The sequence below is a fragment of the Streptomyces sp. NPDC004752 genome (assembly GCF_053601275.1).
The window spans coordinates 1-25,550 of record NZ_JBSGBN010000021.1 but is presented as its reverse complement, the minus strand read 5'-3'; the positions used below and the strand labels follow the sequence as shown (position 1 = coordinate 25,550).

General features: G+C 70.8%; 20 protein-coding genes. 1 reads left to right on the top strand and 19 read right to left on the bottom strand.

Going from position 1 to position 25,550, the window contains the following annotated elements; translation table 11 throughout:
* Nucleotides 1-275 precede the first annotated feature (275 nt).
* The 5 genes from ACWEKM_RS11600 to ACWEKM_RS11580 all read right to left on the bottom strand — a co-directional run bounded on the left by ACWEKM_RS11600 (nucleotide 276) and on the right by ACWEKM_RS11580 (nucleotide 5,158).
* Nucleotides 276-1,862 carry a Na+/H+ antiporter gene (locus tag ACWEKM_RS11600; RefSeq protein WP_451620972.1) on the bottom strand — a complete coding sequence of 529 codons (1,587 nt, stop codon included), beginning with the start codon at nucleotides 1,860-1,862 and terminating at the stop codon, nucleotides 276-278.
* Between the two features lie 86 nt (nucleotides 1,863-1,948).
* The gene (locus ACWEKM_RS11595; protein WP_451620971.1) at nucleotides 1,949-2,416 is read right to left on the bottom strand and encodes a GNAT family N-acetyltransferase; all 468 of its coding nucleotides are present in this window, start codon (nucleotides 2,414-2,416) and stop codon (nucleotides 1,949-1,951) included.
* A complete protein-coding gene (locus ACWEKM_RS11590; RefSeq protein WP_451620970.1) occupies nucleotides 2,413-3,357 on the bottom strand; it encodes an RluA family pseudouridine synthase in 945 nt (314 codons plus the stop codon). The genes ACWEKM_RS11595 and ACWEKM_RS11590 overlap by 4 nt, the downstream gene beginning before the upstream one ends.
* A gap of 111 nt (nucleotides 3,358-3,468) precedes the next feature.
* Entirely contained in the window at nucleotides 3,469-4,059 is a 591-nt protein-coding gene (lspA, locus tag ACWEKM_RS11585; protein WP_451620969.1) for a signal peptidase II, read from the bottom strand.
* 67 nt (nucleotides 4,060-4,126) lie between these two features.
* Entirely contained in the window at nucleotides 4,127-5,158 is a 1,032-nt protein-coding gene (locus tag ACWEKM_RS11580) for a TraR/DksA C4-type zinc finger protein (RefSeq protein ID WP_451620968.1), read from the bottom strand.
* 606 nt (nucleotides 5,159-5,764) lie between these two features.
* Between ACWEKM_RS11580 and ileS the strand changes: the two genes are divergently transcribed.
* Entirely contained in the window at nucleotides 5,765-8,902 is a 3,138-nt protein-coding gene (ileS, locus tag ACWEKM_RS11575; protein ID WP_451620967.1) for an isoleucine--tRNA ligase, read from the top strand.
* Between the two features lie 286 nt (nucleotides 8,903-9,188).
* Here the strand turns inward: ileS and ACWEKM_RS11570 are convergent, their stop codons facing one another.
* The 14 genes from ACWEKM_RS11570 to ACWEKM_RS11505 all read right to left on the bottom strand — a co-directional run.
* The gene (locus tag ACWEKM_RS11570; protein ID WP_451620966.1) at nucleotides 9,189-10,385 is read right to left on the bottom strand and encodes a DivIVA domain-containing protein; all 1,197 of its coding nucleotides are present in this window, start codon (nucleotides 10,383-10,385) and stop codon (nucleotides 9,189-9,191) included.
* Between the two features lie 53 nt (nucleotides 10,386-10,438).
* Complete coding sequence (locus ACWEKM_RS11565) at nucleotides 10,439-10,723, bottom strand: YggT family protein (protein ID WP_388720719.1); 285 nt, start codon at nucleotides 10,721-10,723, stop codon at nucleotides 10,439-10,441.
* A gap of 50 nt (nucleotides 10,724-10,773) precedes the next feature.
* Nucleotides 10,774-11,415, bottom strand: a complete 642-nt coding sequence (locus ACWEKM_RS11560; protein ID WP_451620965.1) for a cell division protein SepF — start codon at nucleotides 11,413-11,415, stop codon at nucleotides 10,774-10,776.
* A gap of 128 nt (nucleotides 11,416-11,543) precedes the next feature.
* Nucleotides 11,544-12,287 carry a YggS family pyridoxal phosphate-dependent enzyme gene (locus ACWEKM_RS11555; protein WP_451620964.1) on the bottom strand — a complete coding sequence of 248 codons (744 nt, stop codon included), beginning with the start codon at nucleotides 12,285-12,287 and terminating at the stop codon, nucleotides 11,544-11,546.
* A gap of 6 nt (nucleotides 12,288-12,293) precedes the next feature.
* Entirely contained in the window at nucleotides 12,294-13,022 is a 729-nt protein-coding gene (pgeF, locus tag ACWEKM_RS11550; RefSeq protein WP_451620963.1) for a peptidoglycan editing factor PgeF, read from the bottom strand.
* Complete coding sequence (ftsZ, locus tag ACWEKM_RS11545; RefSeq protein WP_451620962.1) at nucleotides 13,019-14,218, bottom strand: cell division protein FtsZ; 1,200 nt, start codon at nucleotides 14,216-14,218, stop codon at nucleotides 13,019-13,021. The genes pgeF and ftsZ overlap by 4 nt, the downstream gene beginning before the upstream one ends.
* 277 nt (nucleotides 14,219-14,495) lie before the next feature.
* Nucleotides 14,496-15,290 (bottom strand): cell division protein FtsQ/DivIB, encoded by a 795-nt coding sequence (locus ACWEKM_RS11540; protein ID WP_451620961.1) that lies wholly within the window; start codon nucleotides 15,288-15,290, stop codon nucleotides 14,496-14,498.
* Between the two features lie 140 nt (nucleotides 15,291-15,430).
* Complete coding sequence (gene murG, locus ACWEKM_RS11535; RefSeq protein ID WP_451620960.1) at nucleotides 15,431-16,525, bottom strand: undecaprenyldiphospho-muramoylpentapeptide beta-N-acetylglucosaminyltransferase; 1,095 nt, start codon at nucleotides 16,523-16,525, stop codon at nucleotides 15,431-15,433.
* 6 nt (nucleotides 16,526-16,531) lie between these two features.
* Complete coding sequence (ftsW, locus tag ACWEKM_RS11530; protein WP_451620959.1) at nucleotides 16,532-17,893, bottom strand: putative lipid II flippase FtsW; 1,362 nt, start codon at nucleotides 17,891-17,893, stop codon at nucleotides 16,532-16,534.
* Nucleotides 17,894-18,026: 133 nt separating this feature from the next.
* Nucleotides 18,027-19,451, bottom strand: a complete 1,425-nt coding sequence (gene murD, locus ACWEKM_RS11525; RefSeq protein WP_451620958.1) for a UDP-N-acetylmuramoyl-L-alanine--D-glutamate ligase — start codon at nucleotides 19,449-19,451, stop codon at nucleotides 18,027-18,029.
* A complete protein-coding gene (gene mraY / locus ACWEKM_RS11520; RefSeq protein WP_451621025.1) occupies nucleotides 19,433-20,521 on the bottom strand; it encodes a phospho-N-acetylmuramoyl-pentapeptide-transferase in 1,089 nt (362 codons plus the stop codon). The genes murD and mraY overlap by 19 nt, the downstream gene beginning before the upstream one ends.
* The gene (locus tag ACWEKM_RS11515) at nucleotides 20,521-21,936 is read right to left on the bottom strand and encodes a UDP-N-acetylmuramoyl-tripeptide--D-alanyl-D-alanine ligase (RefSeq protein ID WP_451620957.1); all 1,416 of its coding nucleotides are present in this window, start codon (nucleotides 21,934-21,936) and stop codon (nucleotides 20,521-20,523) included. Before ACWEKM_RS11515 ends, mraY begins: the two co-directional genes overlap by 1 nt.
* A gap of 4 nt (nucleotides 21,937-21,940) precedes the next feature.
* Complete coding sequence (locus tag ACWEKM_RS11510) at nucleotides 21,941-23,461, bottom strand: UDP-N-acetylmuramoyl-L-alanyl-D-glutamate--2,6-diaminopimelate ligase (RefSeq protein ID WP_451620956.1); 1,521 nt, start codon at nucleotides 23,459-23,461, stop codon at nucleotides 21,941-21,943.
* Nucleotides 23,462-23,632: 171 nt separating this feature from the next.
* A partial coding sequence (locus tag ACWEKM_RS11505; protein WP_451620955.1) for a peptidoglycan D,D-transpeptidase FtsI family protein occupies nucleotides 23,633-25,550 on the bottom strand: 1,918 nt, incomplete at its 5' end.

The window sequence follows — 25,550 nt, the reverse complement described above, 5'->3', positions numbered from 1 at the left end:
GAGCGGGGCGCCGCCCGGGCCTCCGGATATCCACAGCCCCCGTGTGTTCATATGACAGCCCTCCGGGCCAGCCCTCCATGCCCACCATCCGATCCGATCACCCGGACCGATCGCCCGGACCGGCCACCCGGATCAAGCCCTCGGACCGGCCCCCATAACCAACCACCCATACCGGCCCCCCTACCAACCACCGGCCCGCGGCCAGCCGAGCGGATGGGGTCACCGAATCAGCAGGTCACCGGATCAGCGGGCCGGCGGGCCAGCGGTTCAACGCCTCACCGCAGGCTGCGCACATCCAGATGCCGCAGCACCCGGTCCACGATCTCCGGATCCGCCCCCGGCTCACTCCGTGCCGCCAGCACCTCGTGCCGCGCCGCGCTCAGCAGTTCCCCCTGGATCCGCCGCAGCCGCTTCACCCGCCGCACCCGCTGCACGTGCGCCTCCCGGCGCTCGTCCTCGCCGATGTCGGGACTGATCCGCACCCCGATGTCGAAGGCCCGCCGCAGCATCTGCTCGGACAGCTCCTCCGACAGGTCCTCGACCTCCTCGATCTCCCGCAGCCTCCGCTTCGCCGCCCGCGCCGCCCGCACCGCCAGCTGCTTCTCGAACTCCTTCTCCCGCTCCGTGTCGGCCCGCACCCCGAGCCGCTTCACCAGCCACGGCAGGGTGAGTCCCTGGAGCACCAGCGTCGCCATGATCACTCCGAACGCGATGAACACGATCTCGTCCCGGTCGGGGAACGGGGACCCGTCCGCGGTCGTCAGCGGAATGGCCAGCGCCAGGGCCACCGAGGCCACCCCGCGCATGCCCGACCACCACATGACGACGGTCTCGCGCAGGCTCATCGGGATGTCCTCGTCGTAGTCCCGTTTGGCGTGCAGCCGTTTGGTGAGCCAGGTGGCGGGCAGCAGCCACAGCAGCCGCACGAACACCACGACGCCCACCACGGCGGCGGCCCAGCCGAGCATCTCGGTCCAGTGTCCGGAGGCCGTCCGGATCGCGTTGTGCAGTTCGAGCCCGATCAGTCCGAACGCGACCCCGGTGACCAGCGTGTCGACGATGTCCCAGAAGGTGTGCCCGGCGAGCCGGGTCATCACGTCGTCGGCGTCGGTGGCGTACTCGGAGATGAACAGCGCGGTGGTGAGCACGGCCAGCACGCCGGAACCGTGCAACTCCTCGGCGAGCACATACGCCACGTACGGCACGAGCAGGGTCAGCCCGATCTGCAGCGTCGCGTCCCCGAGCACGTCCATCAGCTTGTTCGCGCCCCAGCCCAGGACGAGTCCCACGGCGACGGCGACCACGGCGGACAGCACCAGGTCGAGCCCGGCTCGCCAGGGCGAGAAGGTGCCGCTGACGACGACGGCGATCGCCACGTGGTACAGCACGATCGCGGTGACGTCGTTGAACAGCCCCTCGCCCTCCAGGATCGACACCAGTCGGCGCGGCAGCCCCAGTTGCCCGGCGACGGCGGTGGCGGCGATCGGGTCGGGCGGGGCGACCAGCGCGCCCAGCGCCACCGCGGCGCCGATCGGCAGACCGGGCACGATCGCGTTGGCCACGACCGCCACGCAGACAGTCGTGACGAACACCAGGGCCACGGCCAGCAGGAAGATCGGCCGCTTGTTGGCCGCGAACTGCCGCCAGGACGTGCGTCGTACCGCCGCGTACAGCAGTGGCGGCAGCAGCGCGGGCAGAATCAGCTCGGGCGGGATGCTCACGTTCGGCACGAAGTCGAGCACCGCGAGGACGATGCCGAGCAGGGTCACCAGGATCGGCGCCGGCAGTCCGAGCCGGTCCCCCACCGGGACGCTGACCAGAGCCCCGAGCAGCAACACGAACAACAGGGCCAACTGATCCACGGCCAGCGCTCCGGGAGTCGACGATCACGCACCGGTGCCCAAGCCTGCCATGTCCCCCTTTGCCCGCGCCCGCCCGGCTTTCCCGGCTACAGGGCGCGCCGCATCGCCCGGTGCGGAATCCCCGCCTCCGGGTACTCCGGCCCGTACGGCGCGTAGCCCAGCCGCTCGTAGAAGCCGAGGGCGTGCGTCTGGGCGTGCAGGTCGACCGCCGCGAGACCACGCGCGTGTGCCGCCTCCTCGATGGCCCGCACCAGCGCCGCACCGACGCCGAGCCCGCGCGCCTCCCGCCGGACCGCAAGCCGCCCCAGCGAGCCGAGCGACGGGTCGCCGCCGGTCTTCTCGGCGGCCTGCGCGCCGTACACCAGTCGGCCGGTGCCGAGCGGCTCCCCGTCCTCGCGAACCGCCAGCACGTGCACGGCGACGGCGTCGTACGCGTCGTACTCCATGTCCTGCGGGACGCGCTGTTCGACGACGAAGACCTCCTTGCGCACCGCGAAGCATGCCTCGCGGTCGGCCGGGTCCTCGGCGATCCGCACCATGTACGGCGCGCTCATGCGTAGGTCTCCTCGCGGACCCGGTCCAGCGCCTGCCGCAGATCCTCGGGGTAGTCGCTGGTGAACTCGGCCCATGTGCCGTCCCCCGGGTGCTCGAAGCCGAGGCGCACGGCGTGCAGCCACTGGCGGCCGAGGCGCAACCGCTTGGCGAGCGTGGGGTCGGCGCCGTAGGTGAGGTCGCCGACGCAGGGGTGGCGATGGGCGGCCATGTGGACCCGGATCTGATGGGTACGGCCGGTCTCCAGCTTCACGTCGAGCAGGGAGGCGGCGCGGAACGCCTCGATGAGGTCGTAGTGCGTGACGGAAGGCTTCCCGTCGGCGGTGACCGCCCACTTGTAGTCGTGGTGGGGGTGGCGGCCGATGGGGGCGTCGATGGTGCCGCTGGTCGGGTCCGGGTGGCCCTGGACCAGGGTGTGGTAGCGCTTGTCGACCGTGCGCTCCTTGAACTGGCGCTTGAGCGACGTGTACGCGTACTCGGACTTGGCGACCACCATCAGGCCCGACGTGCCGACGTCCAGGCGGTGCACGATGCCCTGGCGCTCGGCCGCGCCGGAGGTGGAGATCCGGTAGCCGGCGGCGGCGAGCCCGCCGATGACCGTCGGCCCGCTCCAGCCCGGCGACGGGTGGGCCGCGACGCCGACCGGCTTGACGATCACCACGACGTCGTCGTCGTCGTGCACGATCTCCATGCCCTCGACCGGCTCGGCGACCACCTGCACCGGGGCGGGCGCCTGCGGCATCTCGACCTCCAGCCAGGCCCCGCCGCGCACCCGCTCCGACTTGCCGACCACCGTGCCGTCGACCTGCACCTTGCCCGCCGCGGTCAGCTCCGCCGCCTTCGTCCGGGAGAAGCCGAACATGCGGGAAATGGCGGCGTCGACGCGCTCGCCCTCCAGGCCGTCGGGTACGGGCAGGGTACGGATCTCGGGAAGCGTGCTCACCCGTCGAGTATGCCGGACGGGTCCGACAGCCTCGTACGAGAGTCCCGCGGCCCCGGGCCCGGATCGGGCCGCTCCGGTCAGTCCCGGTGTCCGGTCAGTCCCGATGTCCGGTCAGTCCCGGTGTACCGTGCCGTCCGGGTCGAGGCCGCGGAACGACAGCAGCACGATCAGGATGCCGCCGCAGACGATCGCCGAGTCGGCCAGGTTGAACACCGCAAAGCCCTTGGGGGCGATGAAGTCGACGACCTCGCCCTCGAAGACGCCCGGCGAGCGGAAGATCCGGTCGGTCAGGTTGCCGAGCGCGCCGCCGAGCAGCAGACCGAGCGCGATCGCCCAGGGCAGGCTGTAGAGCTTGCGGGCCAGGCGGATGATCACCACGATCACGGACGCCGCGATCACGGTGAAGATGATCGTGAACGCCTGGCCGACGCCGAAGGCAGCGCCTGCGTTGCGGATGGCGTTGAACTCCAGCCACTCTCCGATGACCTTGATCGGCGCATGGTGCTCCAGCCTGGCGACCACGACCAGCTTGCTGATCAGGTCGAGGGCGTACGCGAAGACGGCCACCGCGAAGAGCACGGCGATCCGACGCCTGCCCCGGGGCCGCTCGGCCGGGATGTCCTGTTCGTCCGCTCCGGCCGTCCGCTCGTCGCTGTCGTCCGGGGTGTCCGGCGTACCGATGATGCGCTCCGCCTCTGCCACGTGAGTCCCTCAACCTAGGTACCTGACTGGGGACGAGACTACGGCACGCCCGGGACGACCCATGCGCTCAGTAGCGGCGTTCCTGCTTCTGCTTGCACTCGACGCACAGGGTGGCCCTCGGGAAGGCCCGCATCCGGGCCTTCCCGATGGGACGGCCGCAGTTCTCGCACAGGCCGTACGTGCCCGTGCCCAGCTGTCGCAGGGCGCGCTCGGTCTGGACGACCATCTCGCGCGCGTTGGCGGCCAGCGCCATCTCGTGCTCGCGCGTGATGTTCTTGGTGCCGGTGTCCGCCTGGTCGTCGCCCGCGCCGTCCCCGGAGTCCCGCATCAGGCCCGCGAGCGCGGCCTCGGAGGAGCTGATCTCGGTGCGCAGCCGCTCCACCTCGGACAGCAGTTCCGCGCGGGCCTCCTCGACCTCCTCCGACGTCCAGGGGTCCTCGCCCGGGCGGACCGCGAGCTCGCCGGGTTCCGCCGCCGCGGCGACCCGTGCCTTGGGGACGGCGGACTTGGCCGCCGCGGCCGTGCCAGGAGTCTTCTTCGCAACCACCGTCGTGGCTCCCGTCTGCTTCGCGGCCTGCGCCGCGCCCGCCTTCTTGGCCGTGCTCTTCTTGCCCGCGCCCTTGGCGGCGCCTTTCGGGGAGCCGCCCTCCTGCGCCACCGTCCGCTCGGCGGCCGCCGCCCCCGTGACCGCCGTCTTCTTGGCGACCGTCTTCTTCTGGGCAGCCCTCTTCTGGGCCGTCTTCTTCACGGCCGGCCCCTCGGCCGTCTTCCTGGCCGTCTTCTTGGCCGACTTTCTGGCCGTCGTCTTGACCGTCACCTCGGCTGCCTTCGCGGCCGTCTTCCTGGCCGTCTTCTTCCGCGCGGCGGCCTTCCCAGGAGGCACAGTCCCGGCGGTCTCCTCGACCGGGCCCGTCGCCACCGGGGCATCGGGCGCCTGCTTCGAAGGCGCCCGCTTCGACGCGGGCGGCTTCTTCGCGGCCGGTCCCTGCGTGCTCTTCTTGCCTCCCGCGCCCTTGGCCGGGCCGCCGGAGGCACCCGCGGCGGCGGCCCGGGGCCTGCCCGATGCCGACTGCTGTACGGCGGTCTTCTTCGCCACCATGGCCGCGGCCCCTTCACATAGTGTGACCTTGCTCGCGAATCGTGCTGGGACGATAAATCGACTTGAGTCCCGCGGCAACGGGGCACGCCACCCGATCGGCCCACCCCGCGCCCCCCGCGCGGCAAGCCCTCATGCGTTGTGCCCAGCCGCCCGCCGGGTAATCCGCCGAGCCGGGCATCCCAGGATACGAACACCCGTACCTCTCCATTCGGGTCATCTCACCACCTGCGGAGGTCCCCCGCCACCGGTGCCGGAATTCGGGTCGGCCGCTGTCCCCGGGGCGCCGTACACTGGGCGGAGCGAAAAGCGTGGATGGGGACGAGTAGCGGCGTACGCAGCCCAGAGCGACCCGGGGACGGTGGGAGCCCGGGGGCGAGCACGACGTGAAGATCACCCCGGAGCCGCCGGAAGAAAGCCGTGGAGGACCCGCCGCGGCGAGTAGAACCGGCATCGCGACCCCAATGAGGGGGCTCACCGGCGCATGCGACGCACCGGGGGGCCAAGGAGGGTGGTACCGCGGGAGCGCGCCGCACACGGCGTCGACAGGCCAGAAGGCTCTCGTCCCTCCGACGGAAGGCAGCACGTTCCGTTGGAGGAAGCCCGCAGATGACAGCGCCGACGTACCGCCAGGTGCCCGCCCAGGTCGACCTGCCCGCGCTTGAGCACGGAGTGCTCGATTTCTGGCGCGAGCAGAAGATCTTCGCCAAGAGCCTGGAGCAGTCCGAGGGCCGCCCCGAGTGGGTGTTCTACGAGGGCCCGCCGACCGCCAACGGCATGCCCGGCGCCCACCACATCGAGGCCCGCGTCTTCAAGGACGTCTTCCCCCGCTTCCGCACCATGCGCGGCTACCACGTGGGCCGCAAGGCGGGCTGGGACTGCCACGGCCTGCCGGTGGAGCTGGCGGTCGAGAAGGAGCTGGGCTTCTCCGGCAAGCAGGACATCGAGGCGTACGGCATCGCCGAGTTCAACGCCAAGTGCCGCGCCTCCGTCCTGCGGCACACCGACGCCTTCTCCGACCTGACGACCCGCATGGGCTACTGGGTCGACCTGGACGACGCCTACGTCACGATGGACCCCGAGTACATCGAGTCGGTCTGGTGGTCACTGAAGGAGATCTTCGGCAAGGGCCTGCTGGTCCAGGACCACCGCGTCGCCCCCTGGTGCCCGCGGTGCGGCACGGGCCTGTCGGACCACGAGCTGGCGCAGGGCTACGAGACGGTCGTCGACCCGTCCGTCTACGTCCGCTTCCCCCTCACCTCCGGTCCGCTCGCGGGCGAGGCCGCGCTCCTGGTGTGGACGACCACCCCCTGGACCCTGGTGTCCAACACGGCGGTCGCCGCGCACCCCGAGGTCACCTATGCCGTCGCGACCGACGGCAAGGAGCGGCTGGTCGTCGCCGAGCCGCTGGTCGCCAAGGCGCTCGGCGAGGGCTGGGAGACCACCGGCCAGACCTTCACCGGCGCCGAGTTGGAGCGTTGGACGTACCAACGCCCGTTCGAGCTGGTGGAGTTCCCCGAGCCGGCCCACTACGTGGTCAACGCCGAGTACGTCACGACGGAGGACGGTACGGGCCTGGTCCACCAGTCCCCCGCCTTCGGTGAGGACGACCTCAAGGTCTGCCGCGCCTACGGCCTGCCGGTCGTGAACCCGGTCCGCCCGGACGGCACCTTCGAGGCGGACGTCCCGCTGGTCGGCGGCGTCTTCTTCAAGAAGGCCGACGAGAAGCTCACCGAGGACCTCGCCACGCGCGGCCTGCTCTTCCGGCACGTGCCGTACGAGCACAGCTACCCGCACTGCTGGCGCTGCCACACGGCGCTGCTCTACTACGCGCAGCCGTCCTGGTACATCCGCACCACGGCGGTCAAGGACCGGCTCCTTGAGGAGAACGAGAAGACCAACTGGTTCCCGGAGACGGTCAAGCACGGCCGCTACGGGGACTGGCTGAACAACAACATCGACTGGGCCCTGTCCCGCAACCGCTACTGGGGCACCCCGCTGCCCATCTGGCGCTGCGAGGACGACCACCTCACCTGCGTGGGCTCCCGCGCCGAACTCACCGAGCTGACCGGCGCCGACCAGTCCGGCCTCGACCCGCACCGGCCGTTCATCGACGCGGTCACCTTCGCCTGCCCCGAGTGCGCCAAACCGGCCACGCGTGTGCCGGAGGTCATCGACGCCTGGTACGACTCGGGCTCGATGCCGTTCGCGCAGTGGGGTTACCCGTACAAGAACAAGGAGCTGTTCGAGAGCCGGTACCCGGCACAGTTCATCTCCGAGGCCATCGACCAGACCCGTGGCTGGTTCTACACGCTGATGGCGGTCGGCACACTGGTCTTCGACCGGTCGTCGTACGAGAACGTCGTCTGCCTCGGCCACATCCTCGCCGAGGACGGCCGCAAGATGTCCAAGCACCTGGGCAACATCCTGCAGCCGATCCCGCTGATGGACCGGCACGGCGCGGACGCGGTGCGCTGGTTCATGGCGGCCGGCGGCTCACCGTGGGCGGCCCGCCGCGTGGGGCACGGCACCATCCAGGAGGTCGTCCGCAAGACGCTTCTCACGTACTGGAATACGGTCGCGTTCCAGGCCCTGTACGCGCGCACGTCGCAGTGGGCCCCGTCCGCGGCCGACCCGGCCCCGGCGGACCGCCCGCTGCTTGACCGCTGGCTGCTGTCCGAACTGCACGCGCTCTCCGACCAGGTGACCCAGTCCCTGGAGGCGTACGACACCCAGCGCGCCGGCAAGCTGCTGTCCGCGTTCGTCGACGACCTCTCGAACTGGTACGTGCGTCGCTCGCGCCGCCGCTTCTGGCAGGGCGACAAGGCCGCGCTGCGCACCCTGCACGAGGTCGTCGAGACAGTGACGAAGCTGATGGCCCCGCTGACCCCGTTCATCACGGAGCGCGTCTGGCAGGACCTGATCGTGCCGGTCACCCCGGGCGCGCCCGAGTCGGTGCACCTGGCGTCCTGGCCCGAGGCGACGCTGTCCGCGATCGACCCGGAGCTGTCGCGGCAGATGGTCCTGGTCCGCCGACTGGTGGAGCTGGGCCGCGCCACGCGCGCGGAGTCGGGCGTCAAGACCCGGCAACCGCTGTCCCGGGCGCTGGTCGCGGTCGCGGGCTTCGAGTCCCTCCACCCCGAGTTGCACGCGCAGATCACCGACGAGTTGAACGTCAGCTCCCTGGCCTCCCTCTCGGAGGTGGGCGGCTCCCTCGTCGACACGACGGCCAAGGCGAACTTCCGCGCGCTGGGCAAGCGGTTCGGCAAGCGTGTCCAGGACGTCGCCAAGGCCATCGCAGACGCCGACGCGGCGGCGCTGTCGCTGGCCCTGCGTGCGGGCACGGCGTCCGTGGAAATCGACGGCGAAACGGTCACCCTGGCCCCGGACGAGGTGATCATCACGGAGACCCCGCGCGAGGGCTGGTCGGTGGCCTCGGACTCGGGCGCGACCGTGGCGCTGGACCTGGAGATCACGGAGGAGCTGCGCCAGGCCGGCCTCGCCCGTGACGCGATCCGGCTGATCCAGGAGGCCCGCAAGAACAGCGGCCTCGACGTGGCCGACCGGATCGCGCTGCGCTGGACCGCCACGGACCCGGCGGTCATCGCGGCGCTGACCGAGCACACGGCCCTGATCGCAGACGAGGTCCTGGCCACGGACTTCGCCCAGGGCGAGGCGGACGGCTCCTACGGGAAGCCGTTCACCGACGAGGGGCTGTCGCTGGCCTTCCGCCTGCGCAAGGCGTAGCCCCGCAGAGCCGCAGAGGGCCGGGCCACCGGGACTTCCCGGCGGCCCGGCCCGTCGGCTTCGCACCCGCCGAACAAGTGCGCCCCATAAGACACTTGCCGCACCTGCCGTACCGGGCACACATGACACACAAGGCACACCCGTCGCGTGCGCCTCAATTCACCGCGGACACCGCAGATACCGTGAACACGCGTAACACAAGGGCGGGGCCCCGAATCGAAATTCGGGGCCCCGCCCTGTGAACGCTGCCGACGCCTACGGCGTACTACTTACCGTCCGGCGGCCCTCAGTTGTCGTCCTCGTCGATGAGGAACCCGCGCATCGGCGAGGGGGCCTGGCCCATCGGGGACGGACCCTGCGGACGGACGGGAGCCATCGGCTGGGTCATCGCCGGGGACATCTGCTGCTGACCGCCGTAGGACGGAGCGGAGGGCGCGGGCGGACCACCCATCGCCTGGTTGCCGCCGTACGACGGGGCGCTCGCGCCGGCCGGGGCCATGGAAGGCGCCGGGGACGGTGGCAGGGAGGCGGCGGCCGGAGCACGCGGCGGGGCCAGCGAGTCGTCGGCCTGGGTCTCCAGCTGACGCAGCTGCGACTCCAGGTACGACTTCAGACGCGTGCGGTACTCGCGCTCGAAGCCGCGCAGGTCCTCGACCTTGCGCTCCAGCGTGGCCCGCGCGGACTCCAGCGAGCCCATCGCGACCCGGTGCTTCTCCTGCGCGTCCCGCTCCAGGGCGTCGGCCTTGGCACGGGCGTCACGCTCCAGACCCTCGGCGCGGCTGCGGGCCTCGCCGACGATCTTGTTGGCCTCGGAGCGGGCCTCGGCGATCGCCTGGTCGGCGGTCTGCTGGGCCAGCGAGAGGACGCGGGCGGCGCTGTCGCCACCGGGGCCCTGACCGGGGCCGCCCATCGGACCGCCCATGGGGCCACCCATCGGGCCGCCCATCTGCTGCTGCATGGGGGGCTGGCCACCCATCGGGCCCTGGTTCATCGGGCCCTGACCCATCGGACCTTGGTTCATCGGGCCCTGACCCATAGGTCCTTGGCCCATAGGCCCTTGGCCCATAGGTCCCTGACCCATCGGACCCTGACCCATCGGGCCGGGACCCTGCGGACCGCCCTGACCGCCGGGACCGGGGGGCAGTTGCGGGGCACCGCTCGGCAGCTGGGGCGGGCCACCCATGGGGCCACCCATCTGCTGCTGCGGCGGGCCCGATATGCCGGCGGGCACCGGAGCGCCCGGACCTCGCATCCCCTGTTGCTGGTCCTGCTCCGGAGGTTTGCGCATGTTCTGCTGGTTCTGGGCGGCGGCACGCGTGGCGGCCGCCAGCTTGGCGCGCAGGTCCTCGTTCTCGCGGAGCAGACGGGTCAGCTCGGATTCGACCTCGTCGAGGAAGGCATCGACCTCGTCCTCGTCATAGCCTTCTCGGAGGCGGACGGTCGTGAACTGCTTGTTCCGCACGTCCTCGGGGGTCAACGGCATCTCTTCACCTCAACGTAGTCGTCGGCATTCGGCAAGACGGTAGTTCACATCGCTCACAGCCGACTCACGATCGCGATCAGGATGTAGACGATGATCATCAGTACGAAGAAGGACAGGTCGAGCGCCACGCCCCCGAGACGCAGCGGCGGGATGAACCGTCGCAGGAGCTTGAGCGGTGGATCGGTGACAGTGTAGGTGGCCTCCAGAACGACCACCATCGCCTTGCCGGGTTGCCATGAGCGGGCGAACTGGAAGACGTAGTCCATGACCAACCGGAAGATGAGCACGATGAGGAAGCACATCAGCGCGATGTAGACGACGTCCAGGAACACGCTCATGATCCGTGCTTCCCTCTCCCCTGTTTCCGTGCGCTGTCCGGTGTTGTGTCTCAGCTCTGGTTGAAGAACCCGCCCTCTGCGATGCGGGCCTTGTCCTCCGCCGTGACATCGACGTTAGCAGGCGACAACAGAAACACCTTCTGCGTCACTCGCTCGATGCTGCCATGAAGACCAAACACCAATCCGGCCGCGAAGTCGACAAGTCGCTTTGCGTCGGTGTCATCCATCTCGGTCAGATTCATGATCACCGGAGTGCCCTCACGGAAGTGTTCCCCGATGGTACGGGCCTCGTTGTAGGTCCGGGGATGAAGCGTGGTGATCCGGTAAGGCTCACGTTCGGACACGACCTTGGGCATGATCACCGGCGCGCTCTTCTCCAGGGACTGACGTTCTTGTGTGATGGATGCCACGGGCGCGATACGCGCTGGACGTCCCGATTCCGCGGAGAGCGAAGCGGAATGGGACACCGGTTCGCGTGGTGCCGGCGGCTGTACCACCCGCACCGGTTCATCCCTTTGGGACTGATGTGATCCGTGCGACTGGTGTGACGGCTCGTGCCGTCGGTGGTCCCGCTCCGGCTCCGGGTCAAGTTCGGGCTCGAAGTCGTCATCGGGGTCGAATCCGCGGCCGTCGTACCCATCGTCCTCCACGAGGCCGAGGTAGACCGCCATCTTGCGCATCGCGCCGGCCATGCTCTGAGTCCTCCGCTCTGTGGTGGATCGGCTGACGACTGCCAAGTGCCCGCGATCCACGAGGTCGTTGCGCCGCCTTTCGGCGACATTGACCATATTTTCTGCTGTGGTCCGACTTCTTGGCGACGTTACCCGAGCCTGGGGCGGACTCCGAGTACCGCGGTGCCGACGCGCACATGTGTCGCTCCGGCCGCCACGGCCTCTTCGAGGTCCGCACTCATCCCTGCCGAGACCATGTTCGCAGCCGGATGGGCCCGGCGCAGGTCGGTCGACAAATCCATCAAGCGCTCGAACGCGGCGCGTTGACGCCCGGCGTACTCCCCGGCCAGCGGAGCGACGGTCATCAGCCCGTCGAGCCGCAGACCCGGAGCACCGGCGACGAGGTCGGCCAACTCTTCGATTCCGCCCGGTGCCACGCCGCCCCGCTCGCCCCTCGCGCCCCCGCCCGGCGCCGCCGGGTCGGCCTCCGCCGCGTCGAGCGCGACCTGGATGAGGCAGCCCACCTCGCGGCCGACGCGCACGGCCTCCTTCGAGAGCGCCGTGACAAGCCGGGAACGATCGACGGACTGCACGACATCCGCGTAACCGACCACGGAACGCACCTTGTTGGTCTGCAACTGACCGACAAAGTGCCACACAAGAGGCAGATCCGAACAGGCGGCGGCCTTGGGCGCGGCATCCTGGTCGCGGTTCTCCGCCACATGACGCACACCGAGTTCCGACAGGATCCGCACGTCGCTCGCCGGGTAGGTCTTGGTCACCACGATCAGGGTCACCTCCTCCCGCTTGCGCCCGGCGGCCGCGCATGCCGCGGCGATTCGTTCCTCCACTTTCGCCAGATTTACGGCGAGTTCAGCCCTACGGTCTGTCATGCCCCATCAGTCCAGCCACACATAGCCCGCGAGTCGCCCGGTGGTGCGGTCGCGGCGGTACGAGAAGTGATCGTCCGACTCCAGTGTGCACACCGGCGACTGCGCCCGGTCGCGCACCCCGAGCCGTTCGAGCTGCGCATGCACGCCGGCGCTCACGTCGACCGCCGGTGTGCCCCAACTCGTCTCGGAGTGCGCCGCCGGTTCGACGGCGCTCACCTCGGCGCGCATCGCCTCCGGCACCTCGTAGCACCGGCCGCAGACGGCGGGCCCGGTGCGGGCGACGATCCGGGCGGGGTCCGCGCCCAGTTCCATCATCGCTCGGACCGCAGCGGGGACCACCCCGGCCACCAGGCCGGGCCGGCCCGCGTGGGCCGCGGCGGCGACCCGGGCGACGGGGTCGGCGAGCAGGAGGGGCGTGCAGTCGGCGGTGAGCACGGCGAGCGCGAGCCCGGACCGCACGGTGACGATCGCGTCGACCTCCGGCGCCGGGCGGTCCGCCCAGGGTTCGTCGACCACGGCGACACCGGCGCCGTGGATCTGGTTCATCCACACCACCCGCGCCGGGTCCAGCCCCAGCGCCTTGGCGGCCAGTTCGCGGTTGGTGCGTACGACGTCGGGGTCGTCGCCGACCGCTCCCCCGAGGTTCAGCTCCTCGTACGGAACGGCGCTCACCCCGCCCCACCTGTCGGTGAAGCCGAAGTGCGCGCCGTTCGCGGTCCCGCGCTGTCCTATCACTTCAGGAAGTCCGGCACGTCCAGCTCCTCGACCGCGCTGTCCGCGTAGGTCCGCGGCGCCGGGGGGATGGGCGGGGCGATGGGGGCCTCGTTGACCGGGGCGGGCGCGGGCTCCGGCTCCTCCTTCGGGGTGACGCTGCCGAGCGAGCCGAAGGACGAGCGGCTCTCGGGCTGCCGGGCCGGGGCGGGCTCCTCGCGGCGCCCCGGTGAGGAGGCCGAGCCGAGCATGTTCTCCCGGCGGGCGGGCGGCTGGCCGCCGTCGAAGCCGGCCGCGATCACGGTGACCCGCACCTCGTCGCCGAGGGCGTCGTCGATGACCGCGCCGAAGATGATGTTGGCCTCGGGGTGGGCCGCCTCGCTGACCAGCTGGGCGGCCTCGTTGATCTCGAACAGGCCGAGGTCGGAGCCGCCGGAGATGGAGAGCAGGACACCCCGGGCGCCGTCGATGGAGGCTTCCAGCAGCGGCGAGGAGATCGCCATCTCGGCGGCGGCCACCGCGCGGTCGTCGCCGCGGGCCGAGCCGATGCCCATGAGGGCGCTGCCGGCCTCGGACATGACCGACTTCACGTCGGCGAAGTCGAGGTTGATCAGGCCGGGCGTGGTGATGAGGTCGGTGATGCCCTGGACACCGGAGAGCAGGACCTGGTCGGCCGACTTGAAGGCGTCGAGCACCGAGACCTGGCGGTCCGAGATGGACAGCAGCCGGTCGTTCGGGATGACGATGAGGGTGTCGACCTCTTCGCGGAGTTCGGCGATGCCGTCCTCGGCCTGGTTCGCGCGGCGCCGGCCCTCGAAGGTGAACGGGCGGGTGACCACGCCGATGGTGAGGGCGCCCAGGGAGCGTGCGATGTTGGCCACGACGGGCGCGCCGCCGGTGCCGGTGCCGCCGCCTTCACCGGCCGTCACGAAGACCATGTCGGCCCCCTTGAGGACCTCCTCGATCTCCTCGCGGTGATCCTCGGCGGCCTTGCGGCCGACGGCCGGGTTGGCGCCCGCGCCGAGTCCGCGGGTGAGTTCGCGGCCGACGTCGAGCTTGACGTCGGCGTCGCTCATCAACAGCGCCTGCGCGTCGGTGTTGATGGCGATGAACTCGACGCCCTTGAGACCGACTTCGATCATCCGGTTGATGGCATTGACACCACCGCCGCCGACACCGATGACTTTGATGACTGCGAGGTAGTTCTGCGGTGCTGCCACGTCGAAGGCCTCTCGCCTCGATTACGTGTCGCCGCCTCGCGGCCTTGCCGCGATCCGACGACTGATGCCGAATGGGACGGTCCGAACGCCGACCCGAACCCTAACGCTGAAGTTTAGGGTTACCAGTGTGCCTGTTCCTAGGACTCTTCCGAACAGGACACTAAGTCGACAAGTGGCGCACGTTCAACGAACACGCCGAACCTCCCGTTTTTCTTTTCACCCTATGTGATCAGCCATAGCAGTGCCCACCCAGGGTGCTGGCCTGCGCTGATGTGCGTCAACTGCCCGCTGACGCGGGGGCGGTGGGAACGGTGACGTCGAAGTGCCGCGCATCGGGTGCGGCTTTCATGAGAGCGGTGAGTGTACGGGCCTTCGCCGGGCCGTTCTCGGCGCTCCCCCACCCGACGGTGCGGCCGTCGCTCAACTCCAGTGTGATGTCGTCGTAGGAACGGACCTTGACGGTCCGGGTGGCATGGGCGACGGCGGCCGGAATGTCGGCGGCGGCCCGCACCGCCTCGCGCACCAGCCCGTCGGTACCGAAACGCCGCAGGCCGGCCGCGCCCGAACCGGTCCGGGACACGATCAATTCCAGTGCGGGAACGCCTTTCGGCGCTTGGGGAACCATGGCGAAACGGACACCTTTGTCGTCCACTTCCACGAAGTCCCCGCCCTTCTTCATGACCAGAACCGGAGTGCGCTCGGTCACCTTCAGCCCGATTCCCTGCGGCCATGACCGGACGACGTCGACCGTGTCAATTCGGGGCAGTTTCCTGCGCAGTCGGGCCTCGACCGCATCGGTGTCGACCGACACCAGCGGTGCCCCGACCGGAAGGGCGGCGGCCGTACGCACCTGAGCGGGCGTCAGCACCCGGGTCCCGGAGACGGAGACCCGTTCCACGCGCAGCCACGACGAGCCGTACAGCAGCCAGACGGCACCGCCCCCAAGGAGCACGGCCGCCATGGCCAGGATGACGATCGTACGAAGACGGGGCCTCCTCGACCGTCGGGCGGGCGGCGGGCCGGACGACTCCCGCTGGCGTGCACCGCGCTCGGCGGTGGTCGGTCCGGCCACGCTTGCTCCCTGTTCTTGGCTCGGTTCACCTCCGGGGCGCCTCAGCCGGTGCCGAGAGCCCGACCGTGCTCAGCCCTTCGGGCCTGTGCGCGCTCGACCTCTCGACACCGGCGCATCCCTTCGGCTCACTCGCCGATCGGTTACTGGCGACGGTGTGAGGCGATCGCCTCGTACACCATGCCGACGAGCAGGTCGTCGGCGTCCCGGCGGCCGAACTCGCCCGCCGCGCGGGACATCTCGTACAGCCGGTGCGGATCGGCGAGCACGGGCAGGACGTTCTGCTGCACCCACTCGGGCGTGAGTTCCGCGTCGTCGACGAGGAGCCCGCCGCCGGCCTTCACCACCGGCTGGGCGTTCAGGCGCTGTTCGCCGTTGCCGATGGGCAGCGGGACATAGACGGCCGGTAGTCCGACGGCGGAGAGTTCGGCGACGGTCATCGCACCCGCGCGGCAGAGCATCACATCGGCCGCGGCGTACGCGAGGTCCATCCGGTCCAGGTAACTTACCGGGATATAGGGGGGCATTCCCGGCATCTGGTGGACCTGCGGCAGTTCGTTCTTCGGGCCGACCGCGTGCAGGATCTGGATGCCGGCCTGCTGGAGCCAGGGAGCGACCTGTTGGACCACCTCGTTGAGGCGGCGGGCGCCCTGCGAGCCGCCGGAGACGAGCAGCGTCGGCAGGTTCGGGTCAAGACCGAACATCGCGCGGGCCTCCGGGCGCGCGGCGGCGCGGTCCAGGGTCGCGATGGAGCGGCGCAGCGGGATGCCGATGTAGCGGGCGCCGCGCAGCTTGCTGTCCGGGGTGGAGACGGCGACCTGGGCCGCGTACCGGGAACCGATCTTGTTGGCCAGGCCGGGGCGGGCGTTGGCCTCGTGGATCACGATCGGGACGCCGAGGCGCTTGGCGGCCAGATAGCCGGGCAGGGCGACATAGCCGCCGAAGCCGACGACGGCGTCCGCCTTGGTGCGTTCCAGGATCTGCTCGGCCGCCTTGATGGTGCCGCGCAGCCGGCCCGGGACGGTGATCAGTTCGGGAGTGGGCTTGCGCGGCAGCGGTACCGCGGGGATCAGCGCCAGCTCGTAGCCGCGCTCGGGAACGAGCCTGGTCTCCAGGCCGCGCTCCGTGCCCAGGGCCGTGATCCCCACGGTCGGGTCCTGCCTGCGCAAGGCGTCCGCGAGGGCGAGCGCGGGCTCGATGTGGCCCGCGGTGCCCCCGCCGGCGAGTACGACATGCACCGAAATTCACCGCTCTCCGGACGAACGCGCCGCCGAGGCACGCCGTCGCATCGTGTTCCATCTCCGAGGCCCCCGGCCGAAGCCGGCGCCCCCCGCCCGCTTTCTACCAAAGCGAGGTTGCCGCATCGCAAGCGCCGCTCGCGCAGCGGGCTCGTCGCGCGCGAAGGCGATCAGCAGCCCGATGGCGAACATGGTCGGCAGCAGGGCGGATCCTCCGTAGGAGAACAGCGGGAGCGGGACGCCGGCGATCGGCAGCAGGCCGAGCACCGCACCGATGTTGATCACCGCCTGGGCGGTGATCCAGGTGGTCACGCCTCCCGCGGCGTACCTCACGAAGGGGTCCTCCGTGCGTCCGGCCACGCGGATACCCGCATAGCCTAGAGCCGCGAAGAGGGCCAGTACCGACAGCGTCCCCGCGAGGCCCAGTTCCTCACCGGTGACGGCGAAGATGAAGTCGGTGTGGGCTTCGGGGAGTTGGCCCCATTTTTCCACACTCGCGCCGAGACCGGAGCCGAACAGTCCGCCGGAGGCGAGGGCGTAGATGCCGTGCACGGCCTGCCAGCAGTCGGCGACGCCCTCCTTGGGTTCGGTGGCGCCGACGCAGGCGAGGCGGGCCATCCGGTTGTCGCTCGTCTTGATGAGGATCACACCGAGCGTGGCGGCGATCGACAGCACGCCGACGAACAGCCGGGTCGGCGCCCCCGCGAGCCACAGCAGCCCGAACAGGATCGCGGTCAGGATGATCGCGGTTCCCATGTCGCCGCCGAGCATGATCAGCCCGAGCAGCAGGAAGGTGACCGGGACGAGCGGCACCAGCATGTGCTTCCACTGGGCCAGCAGCTTCTTGTCCTGCTTGCGCGCGATCAGGTCGGCGCCCCACAGCACCAGCGCCAGCTTGCCGAACTCGCTCGGCTGGATCTGGAACGAGCCGCCGAGGGAGATCCAGTTCTGGTTGCCGTTGACCGCCATCCCTATCCCCGGCACCTGTACCAGAGCCATCAGAAAGACGGCGCCCGCGATGATCGGGTAGGCCAGCGCCCGGTGCAGCTTCACCGGCATGCGGGAGGCGGCGAACAGCAGTCCGCCGCCGATGACGGCGGCCAGGAACTGCTTGCGGAAGAAGTACGACCCCGGCAGCGACAGCTGCAACGCCTTGATCTGGGAGGCCGAGTAGACCATCACCAGACCGAGCACGGTGATCAGCATGCTGCCGCCGAGGATCAGGTAGTACGCGGTGAGGGGCCGGTCCCAGGCCCTCTTCGCGCGGTCGCGCAGCCGTCGCAGCGGGTTGTCCCGGGGGGATCTGGGGGGCGCGGGGCGCCGTACGGACCGCTGCACCGGAGGACGGCCCGTACGGCTACCGGGCATCGCCGACTCCTGCCCGGCCACGGGGGAGCCGCCCGCCGGGGGGCGCCCCGGTCCGTCCGAGCGCCGGCAGCCACATCCGAGTCACGCGTCCCTCCATGGGTCCCGGAGCACCCGCCGTGGCCGAGTACCGCCGTCAGGCGCCCGCGCCGAGTTCGCGCACCGCCGCCGCGAACGCGTCACCGCGCTTGTTGTAGTTGGTGAACATGTCCATGGAGGCACAGGCCGGGGCGAGCAGCACCGTGTCGCCGGGCCGCGCGAGCCGCGTCGCCTCCTGGACCGCCTGGAGCATCGCCCCAGTGTCGGTCCGGCCGAGGTCGACCACGGGTACTTCCGGCGCGTGTCGCGCGAGGGCTTCACGGATCCGGGCACGGTCCGCGCCGATCAGGACCACGCCGCGCAGCCGCGCAGCCGCCCCGGCGACGAGTTCGTCGAAGGCCGCGCCCTTCGCGAGGCCGCCGGCGATCCAGACGACGGACTCGTAGGCCGCCAACGAGGCTTCTGCCGCATGCGTGTTGGTGGCCTTGGAGTCGTCGACGTACGCGACGCCGTCCACGTCGGCCACGTGCGCGATGCGGTGGGCGTCGGGAGTGAAGGCCCGCAGGCCGTCCCGTACGGCCTTGGCGGGCACGCCGAAGGCGCGCGCGAGGGCCGCGGCGGCAAGGGCGTTGGCGATGTTGTGCGGGACGGGCGGGTCGATGTCGGAGACCTCCGCCAGTTCCTGGGCGTTGCGCTGCCGGTCCGCCACAAAGGCGCGGTCGACCAGGATGCCGTCCACGACGCCGAGTTGGGACGGGGCCGGGGCGCCGAACGTGAACCCGACGGCCCGGCAGCCCTCCTCGACGTCCGCGGCGCGCACCAGGTCCTCGGTGGCCTTGTCGGCCGCGTTGTAGACGCAGGCGACCCGATTGCCCTCGTAGACGCGGCCCTTGTCGGCGGCGTACGCCTCCATGGAGCCGTGCCAGTCGAGGTGGTCCGGTGCCAGGTTCAGCACGGCGGCCGAGTGGGCGCGCGGCGAGGTCGCCCAGTGCAACTGGTAGCTGGACAGCTCCACGGCGAGTACGTCGTACTCCTCGTCGCCGAGGACCGCGTCGAGCAGGGAGACGCCGATGTTGCCCACGGCGGCGGTGCGCAGGCCCGCCGCCTCCAGGATGGCGGCGAGCATCCGCACGGTCGTGGTCTTGCCGTTGGTGCCGGTGACGGCAAGCCAGGGCGCCGCGTCGGGGCCGCGCAGCCGCCAGGCCAGCTCCACGTCGCCCCAGACGGGCACACCGGCCCGTTCGGCTGCGGCGAACAGCGGCTTGTCCGGCCGCCAGCCGGGCGCGGTGACGATGAGGTCGGTGCCCTCGGGCAGGGTGGCACCGTCGCCGAGGCGCACGGTCACGCCCAGCGCCGTCAGCTCGGCCGCCTGGGCACGGGCCCGCTCGTCGTCGCCGTCGTCGACCACGGTGACGTGCGCGCCGAGGCCGTGCAGCACCTTGGCCGCCGGGACGCCGGAGACGCCGAGTCCCGCGACGGTGACATTCCTGCCCTGCCAGTCGGTCACTTGTCCGCTGCCCATCCCGCGTAGAAGAGGCCCAGTCCGACAATCACACAGATGCCTTGAATGATCCAGAATCGGACCACCACTAGGACTTCGGACCAGCCCTTGAGTTCGAAGTGATGTTGGAGCGGTGCCATCCGGAAGACCCGCTTCCCGGTGAGCCGGAAGGAGCCGACCTGGATGACCACCGACATGGTGATGAGCACGAACAGGCCACCGAGGATGGCCATCAGCAGCTCGGTGCGGGAGCAGATCGCGAGGCCCGCGAGCACACCGCCGAGCGCCAGCGAACCGGTGTCGCCCATGAAGATCTTCGCCGGCGAGGTATTCCACCACAGGAAGCCGAGGCAGGCACCCATCAGCGCGGAGGAGACGACCGCGAGGTCGAGCGGATCGCGCACCTCGTAACAGGCGTTGGGGTTGGTCAGGGTCGTCGCGTTGGCGCAGGACTCCTGGAACTGCCAGACGCCGATGAACGTGTACGCGCCGAAGACGAGCACGGAGGCACCGGTGGCGAGGCCGTCGAGACCGTCGGTGAGGTTCACGCCGTTCGACATCGCGAGGATCATGAACAGCGCCCAGACGACGAACAGCACCGGGCCGATCGTCCAGCCGAAGTCGGTGATGAACGACAGCTTCGTGGAGGCCGGGGTGTTGCCGCGGGCGTCCGCGAACTGGAGCGAGAGCACCGCGAAGGCGATGCCGCCGAGCAGCTGGCCCGCCATCTTCGCCTTGGCCCGCAGACCCAGCGAGCGCCGCTTGACGATCTTGATGTAGTCGTCCAGGAAGCCGACCAGGCCCATGCCGACCATCAGGCCGAGGACCAGCACACCGGAGAAGGTCGGCGTGGCCGCCCGGTCGGTGGTCCAGGTCGTGATCAGCTTCGACAGGAAGTAGGCGGCGACCGTCGCCAGGATGAAGGCGATACCACCCATCGTCGGCGTACCGCGCTTGCTGGCGTGCTCGCGCGGGCCGTCGTCGCGGATGTACTGCCCATAGCCCTTGCGGGCCAGGAGCTTGATCAGCAGCGGGGTGCCGACCAGCGTGAGGAACAGACCAATGACTCCTGCGAACAGGATTTGCTTCATCATCGGGCAGCGACCTCACCCTCGGCACCGGTCGCGAGCAGCGCCTGGGCGACGCTCTCCAGACCGACCGAACGGGACGCCTTCACGAGTACGACGTCTCCCGGGCGCAACTCGCTGCGCACCAGGTCGACCGCCGCCTGTGCGTCGGACACGTGCACCGACTCCTCACCCCACGAACCCTCGTTATATGCGCCCAGTTGCAGCCAGGACGCTTCCCTGCCCCCGACCGCGACGAGCTTGCTGACGTTGAGCCGGACGGCAAGCCGCCCGACGGCGTCGTGCTCGGCGAGCGCCTCGTCCCCCAGCTCGGCCATCTTGCCGAGCACCGCCCACGTGCGGCGCCCCTTGCCCATGGCTGCCAGCGCGCGCAGGGCGGCCCGCATGGACTCGGGGTTGGCGTTGTAGGCGTCGTTGACGATGGTCACGCCGTCCGGGCGCTCGGTGACCTCCATCCGCCAGCGGGAGAGGGTGCCCGCCTCGGAGAGCGCGGTGGCGATCTCTTTCGCGGACATGCCCAGCTCATGGGCGACGGCGGCCGCGGCGAGCGCGTTCGACACGTGGTGCTCACCGTACAGGCGCATGGTCACATCGCTTGCACCGGAGGGTGTGTGAAGCCTGAACGAGGGCTGTCCGCTGTCCGTGAGTCGCACGTTCTCGGCGCGTACGTCCGCTTCGCCCGACTCTCCGAAAAGGAGCACCTTCGCCTTCGTACGGGAGGCCATGGCCCGTACGAGGGGATCGTCGGCGTTGAGGACCGCCGTGCCGCCGTCCGCCGCCGCCGGCAGCGCCTCCACCAGCTCGCCCTTCGCCTGCGCGATCTGCTCCCGGCCGCCGAACTCGCCGAGGTGGGCGGTGCCGACGTTGAGGACGAGGCCGATCCTCGGCGGGGTGAGGCCGGTGAGGTAGCGGATGTGGCCGATCTTGCGGGCGCCCATCTCCAGCACGAGGAACTTCGTCTCCTCGGTGGCGGACAGGGCGGTCAGCGGCAGCCCGATCTCGTTGTTCAGGGAGCCTGGCGTGAACACGGTCGGCGCCTTGCTGCGCAGCACCTGCGCGACGAGGTCCTTCGTGCTGGTCTTGCCCGCGGAGCCGGTGAGGGCCACCAGGGTGGCACCGAGGCGGGCCACGACGTGCCGGGCGAGGGCGCCGAGGGCGCTCTGGACGTCCGCGACGACGACCGCGGGCACCCCGACGGGGCGCGACGCCAGTACGGCGACCGCGCCCGCCTCGACGACCGCTCGCGCGAAGTCGTGGCCGTCGACGTGCTCGCCGACGAAGGCGGCGAACAGGCTGCCGGGCTCCACCTCACGGGAGTCCCGGACGACCGGCCCGGTGACCTGTACGGACGGATCCGGTATGTCGTGCGTCTGCCCGCCGACGACTGCTGCGATCTCGGCGAGAGAGAGGGCGATCACAAGTTCATCCCTGGGTCTGCTGGATAGCTTCGCGAAGCACCTGGCGGTCGTCGAAGGGACGCACCACCCCGGCGATGTCCTGGCCCTGCTCGTGGCCCTTGCCCGCGACCAGCACGGTGTCCCCGGGCCGTGCCCGGCCGACCGCGGCGGCGATCGCGGCGGCCCGGTCCTCGAAGAGAAGCACCTCGCCGCGCTCGTGGGCGGGCACGGACGCGGCGCCTGCGAGCATGGTGGCGAGGATCGCCAGGGGATCCTCGGAGCGGGGGTTGTCGGAGGTCAGTACGGCCGTGTCGGCGAGCCGGGCCGCGGCGGCGCCCATCGGGGCGCGCTTGTTCTGGTCACGGTCACCGCCGCAGCCGAGGACGACGTGCAGATGGCCCTTGGTGACCTTCCGCAGGGCCTTGAGGACCGATTCGACGGCGTCGGTCTTGTGGGCGTAGTCGACGACCGCGAGATACGACTGCCCGGCGTCCACACGCTCCAGCCGGCCGGGCACGCCCGGTACGGCGGCGACGCCGTCGGCCGCGGCCTGCGGGTCGATGCCCGCGGCGGCGAGCGCGACGACGGCGGCGAGCGTGTTGGCCACATTGAACGGGCCGGGCAGCGGCGACCTGGCGGCGATCCGCTCGCCCCGCGGGCCGAGCACGGTGAACGTCGAGTCCAGGGGGCCGATCCGCACGTCCTCGGCGCGCCAGTCCGCGTCGGGGTGGCCCTCGGCGGAGTAGGTGACGACCGGGACGGATGCCTCCTCGGCGAGCCTGCGGCCGTACGCGTCATCGGTGTTGATCACGCCGAGCCTGCTGCGCGCGGGCGTGAACAACTGCGCCTTGGCACCGAAGTAGTCCTCCATGTCGGAGTGGAACTCCATGTGCTCGGGGCTGAGGTTGGTGAAGACGGCGACGTCGAAGACACAGCCGTCGACCCGGCCGAGGACCAGGGCGTGGCTGGAGACCTCCATGGCCACCGCGTCCACGCCGCGTTCGCGCATGACGGCGAACAGGGCCTGCAGATCGGTGGCTTCGGGGGTGGTGCGCTCGGACTTGATGCGCTCGTCGCCGATGCGCGTCTCGACCGTGCCGATCAGTCCGGTGGACCTGACGGTGCGCAGGCCGCCCTCGACGAGGTAGGCGGTGGTGGTCTTGCCGGAGGTGCCGGTGATGCCGATCTGGAGCAGGTCGCGGCCCGGGGCGCCGTAGATCGTGGCCGCGAGCGCGCCCATCCGCGCGCGCGGGTCGTCGACCACCAGGACCGGCAGGCCGGACGCGGCGGCGCGCTCGGCGCCCGCCGGGTCGGTCAGCACGGCGACCGCGCCGAGACCGGCGGCCTGGGTGACGAAGTCGGCGCCGTGCAGGCGAGCGCCGGGCAGGGCGGCGTACAGGTCGCCGGGGCGGACGGCACGCGAGTCATGGGTGATGCCCGTGACCTCGGCGGCGCCGGCCGGTGCGGCGGCACCCAGCTGATCGGCGAGCTCCGCGAGGGATGTGGCGGAGACCTGAACCGGTCGTGGCGGCCCCGGACACCTCACGGAAGCGCCCTTCTGGGTGGTTTGGGACTGATCAGCGTGTGGCACGGCGGTGAGCGTACCGGGCGCGGCTGCCCCGGAGCGAAGCGAGGGCGCGGGGGGTGTGTGGTTCCCGGGGTCGGGAGTGATCGTTGTCACGGGCTGGTTCCTGGTGGTCGTTCCCGGAGGTGCTGATCAGGGCTTGTAGGTCACGGGCAGGTTGGCGGCCTTGGCGCCGGTCGGCGGGACCTGGAGGGTCTTCAGGGCGAACTCCATCACCTCCTTGTAGACGGGCCCGCAGATCTGGCCGCCGAAGTAGCTGCCGGAGGTGGCGTTCTGGATCGCGCAGTAGACGGTGATCCGGGGGTTGTCCGCGGGTGCGAATCCGGCGAACGACGATGTGTAGCCGCGGTACTTTCCGGTGGCCGGATCCACGCGGTTGGCGGTGCCGGTCTTGCCCGCGACCCGGTAGCCGGGGATGCGGGCCTTGACGCCGGTGCCCTGCTCGTCGTCGACGACGGACTCCAGCATCTGGGCGAGGGTCTGGGCCGTCTTCTCGCTGACCACCCGGGTCTTCTTGGGCTGCGGGGCCGGGGTGAAGCGCCCGTCGGCCCCTCTCTCACCGCGCACCACGGTCGGCTCGACGCGGACGCCGCCGTTGGCGATCGTCGAGTACACGGAGGCGGCCTGCATGGCGTTGATGGAGAAACCCTGGCCGAAAGGGATCGTGTACTGCTGCGACGTCGACCAGTCGTCGGGGGCGGCCAGGATGCCCTTGGTCTCGCCGGGGAAGCCGAGGCCGGTGTAGCCGCCGATGCCGAACTTGCGCAGATAGGAGTAGAGGATCCGGTTGGCCTCCGGCTGGGTCTTGCCGAGCTGGCCGGTGGCGAGGATGGTGCCGATGTTGCTGGACTTGGCCAGCACTCCGTTGAGCGTGAGATACCAGGTCGCGTGGTCGACGTCGTCCTGGAAGAGCCGGTCGCCGCGGTGCAGCCGGTTGGGCACGACGACATGCGTGAGCGGGGTGGCGGCGTTCTCCTCCAGCACGGCCGCCATCGACATGACCTTCGCGGTGGAGCCGGGCTCGTAGGCGTCCTGGAGGGCCGCGTTGCCCATCGCCGACGCATTGGCCTTCGACAGATCGTTGGGGTCGAAGCCGGGCGAGTTGGCCAGGGCGAGGATCTCGCCGGTGCGGGTGTCCTGGACGATCACATAGCCGCGGTCGGCCTTGGACTTCTTGACCTGCTCGGTGATGGCGTTCTGCGCGGCCCACTGGATGTCGCGGTCGATGGTCAGCTCGATGTCGGAGCCGGGCACCGCGGGGGTCTCGGTGGAGCCCGCGGTGGGCACCTGACGGCCGCCGGCCTGGGCGTAGCGGATCTTGCCGTCCTTGCCGGCCAGCTCCTTGTCCAGCTGCTGCTCGATGCCGCCGCCGCCCTTGCCCTCGGCGTTGACCCAGCCCAGTATCCCGGCGGCGAGGTCGCCGCCCGGGTACACGCGCTGGCTGCTGGGGTCGGAGAAGACCCCGGCCAGCACGTTGACGGTGGACTTGTCCGTCTGGGCCTTCTGGGCGAGCGCGCTCCTGAGATCCTTGATCTGCTTCCAGACCTGCGGGGTCTGCCGGCCGGCCAGCTTGACGTAGCGCAGCTCCTTGTTCGCCGGGCGCAGCTTGCCGACCAGGTCGGCCTGGTCCCGGCCGAGGATCGGCGCGAGGAGCGCGGCGGCCTGCTCGGGGCCGTCGTCGATGCCCAGCTGCTTACGGGTGAACATCGTCGGGTCGGCGGTGATGTCGTCCGCGTCCTCGCTGACGGCGAGGGAGACGCCGCTCCGGTCGGTGATCCCGCCGCGCTCGGCGGTCAGGGTGTGCACCACGTAGCGGTTCTGCTCGGCCTTCGCGGCGTAGGCGCTGGCGTCGACGGCCTGGACCTGGAGCAGCCGGACGACGAAGACGAGCAGGACGAGGGTCAGGGCGACGCTGACCATGCGCAGGCGGGGGCGTGGGCTGCCGAGCCGGAGGGCCGACTGGGCGGGCCGGGGCGGGCTCGGGCGCCGGGCCCCGTGCCCAGGGCGCGCGCCCGCCGCGCGTCGGCGGCGGGCGCGGAGTAGGCGGAGC

What these genes read in the sequence shown, in the direction of transcription:
- ACWEKM_RS11595 (WP_451620971.1), bottom strand. Translation starts at nt 2,416, where the DNA reads ATGAGCGCGCCGTACATGGTGCGGATCGCCGAGGACCCGGCCGACCGC.
- ACWEKM_RS11580 (WP_451620968.1), bottom strand. Translation starts at nt 5,158, where the DNA reads ATGGTGGCGAAGAAGACCGCCGTACAGCAGTCGGCATCGGGCAGGCCC.
- ileS (WP_451620967.1), top strand. Translation starts at nt 5,765, where the DNA reads ATGACAGCGCCGACGTACCGCCAGGTGCCCGCCCAGGTCGACCTGCCC.
- ACWEKM_RS11570 (WP_451620966.1), bottom strand. Translation starts at nt 10,385, where the DNA reads ATGCCGTTGACCCCCGAGGACGTGCGGAACAAGCAGTTCACGACCGTC.
- ACWEKM_RS11565 (WP_388720719.1), bottom strand. Translation starts at nt 10,723, where the DNA reads ATGAGCGTGTTCCTGGACGTCGTCTACATCGCGCTGATGTGCTTCCTC.
- ACWEKM_RS11560 (WP_451620965.1), bottom strand. Translation starts at nt 11,415, where the DNA reads ATGGCCGGCGCGATGCGCAAGATGGCGGTCTACCTCGGCCTCGTGGAG.
- ACWEKM_RS11555 (WP_451620964.1), bottom strand. Translation starts at nt 12,287, where the DNA reads ATGACAGACCGTAGGGCTGAACTCGCCGTAAATCTGGCGAAAGTGGAG.
- ftsW (WP_451620959.1), bottom strand. Translation starts at nt 17,893, where the DNA reads ATGCCCGGTAGCCGTACGGGCCGTCCTCCGGTGCAGCGGTCCGTACGG.
- murD (WP_451620958.1), bottom strand. Translation starts at nt 19,451, where the DNA reads ATGGGCAGCGGACAAGTGACCGACTGGCAGGGCAGGAATGTCACCGTC.
- mraY (WP_451621025.1), bottom strand. Translation starts at nt 20,521, where the DNA reads ATGAAGCAAATCCTGTTCGCAGGAGTCATTGGTCTGTTCCTCACGCTG.